The organism is Spirulina subsalsa FACHB-351, from assembly GCF_026130165.1.
In the GTDB taxonomy this organism is placed as follows: Bacteria; Cyanobacteriota; Cyanobacteriia; order Cyanobacteriales; family Spirulinaceae; genus Spirulina_A; species Spirulina_A subsalsa_A.
Map to the genome: position 1 here is coordinate 3,401 of NZ_JAIHOM010000208.1, position 1,505 is coordinate 4,905.

4 protein-coding genes and 1 pseudogene are annotated in these 1,505 nt (G+C 44.5%); all 5 read right to left on the bottom strand.

What is annotated here, in order from left to right:
* Positions 1 to 192, bottom strand: a pseudogene (locus tag K4A83_RS22055) (VapC toxin family PIN domain ribonuclease); the annotation flags it as partial.
* On the bottom strand, positions 192 to 458 hold the full coding sequence (locus K4A83_RS22060; RefSeq protein ID WP_265266865.1) for a ribbon-helix-helix domain-containing protein: 267 nt from the start codon (positions 456 to 458) through the stop codon (positions 192 to 194). The gene K4A83_RS22060 and the pseudogene K4A83_RS22055, both read right to left, overlap by 1 nt.
* A gap of 111 nt (positions 459 to 569) precedes the next feature.
* Positions 570 to 710, bottom strand: coding sequence for a hypothetical protein (locus K4A83_RS22065; RefSeq protein ID WP_265266867.1), 141 nt, complete (start codon positions 708 to 710; stop codon positions 570 to 572).
* A gap of 34 nt (positions 711 to 744) precedes the next feature.
* Complete coding sequence (locus tag K4A83_RS22070; RefSeq protein WP_265266868.1) at positions 745 to 1,077, bottom strand: XisI protein; 333 nt, start codon at positions 1,075 to 1,077, stop codon at positions 745 to 747.
* Positions 1,062 to 1,448, bottom strand: coding sequence for an element excision factor XisH family protein (locus tag K4A83_RS22075; RefSeq protein WP_407810269.1), 387 nt, complete (start codon positions 1,446 to 1,448; stop codon positions 1,062 to 1,064). Before K4A83_RS22075 ends, K4A83_RS22070 begins: the two co-directional genes overlap by 16 nt.
* Positions 1,449 to 1,505: the final 57 nt, after the last annotated feature.

Genomic DNA, 1,505 nt, shown 5'->3' on the forward strand with positions numbered 1-1,505 from the left:
AGCCAAAAACTCATTTTGGACTCGCCAATCATCATTTAATAACCACATCACTTCAGTTGCACAAGCTGTTGTGGTGATTGCCTGTCCTGTACATTGGGCTAAAAAATCGACAACAGGAAGATGATAATCGTCACCAGCATCGTACAGGGCCACTAAAACCCCCGTATCAATCAAAAAATCACGATGTTCCATTAATGGCTCTCACGATACCGTTGATGTAATTGTTCAGCCAATAATTGACGACGTTGATCGCGACGAGCGCGATTGCCTTGATGTAACAAAAATTTGGGTTTACCTCCCATACGCTCTAGAATACTGACAGGATTTGAAGAATGAGATTGACTTGCTTTAAGGAGTTGGAGTGCCGCGATCACCACTTCGCCACGTGTTTTATATTGACCACTCGCAATTCGTTCGATCACAAATTGTTCTAGTTCAGGGGTAAGAGAGAGAGCCACTGTTCTAAGTTCATTTAATAGTGTATTAACTTAAGAATAGCGTGATATTTGGACTTGGGGAGCAATATCACACCCCACACCTCATAAATCCCAATACACCGCTGCCCAGATTCACCATTCACCACAACCCGTCAGGGTGGGGGTTGATCGCCCCCCTTTCCCCATCCCCAAAGAGCGATCGCTTTTTTGTTTTGATATTCCCAAAAGGCGATCTGTTTTTTGAGGGGTGCGATCGCCCCCTCCTTGTCCCATCTCCAAAGTGCGATCGCCTTAACACAGATCAGGATTAAGTGATCGCGAACTCGGTCAACTGACGATCTTCGGGATGATAAAACGCCAGCACAATATTGTCTTTGGGGACAGCGCGATCAAGTAAATCTTGAGTAATCCCCTCCTCCGTTTCGTCTCGTTCCACCCAAAATTTTCCGTCAACAATACGCAAATGGATGATCGTGCTGTGAACCCGGCGATCGCCCTGCCAACCAAAACTAATCAATAAATAATGATTGTTTTGTGCGATCGCCTGCAATTCAATATTCCCTCGACTCGGTTGATAACGTACATAATCATCAAGAATTTCTTGGGCGATCATTTGATATTGTTCTAATGGGTTATCCATTTGATGATTTCCTCCTGTTCTGGGTTAAACACAAAAAAAGAAATTTGGCGTTCCTTGACAAAGAGTTCAATTGAAGGTCGTTGAAAGAAGTTTTGATAAATCCGTTCAGGGATTGCCAAAAAAAGGGCGCGATCTGGGTCTTGCTTCGTGATAAATGTTAAATACAAATAATACTGGCCAATAGCACGTTCTAACTCTGTCACGGGTGAAGGAGTCCGAAAGACCTTAATTTCAACTGCAATTTTTTGACTGAGTTTTTGAGCAGCAATAATTTTTTCAGCACCGAGATCCGCATAAACAGTCCGAGTCACTAGAATCAAATGATTAACCTGAGCGATCGCCGCGATCTGCCCATCCGGGTATGAAGGCATTCGGCCCAAAGTCGTGAGCCTAGCCCGTTCAGCCGCAAACCATCCGGCGGCAGCATC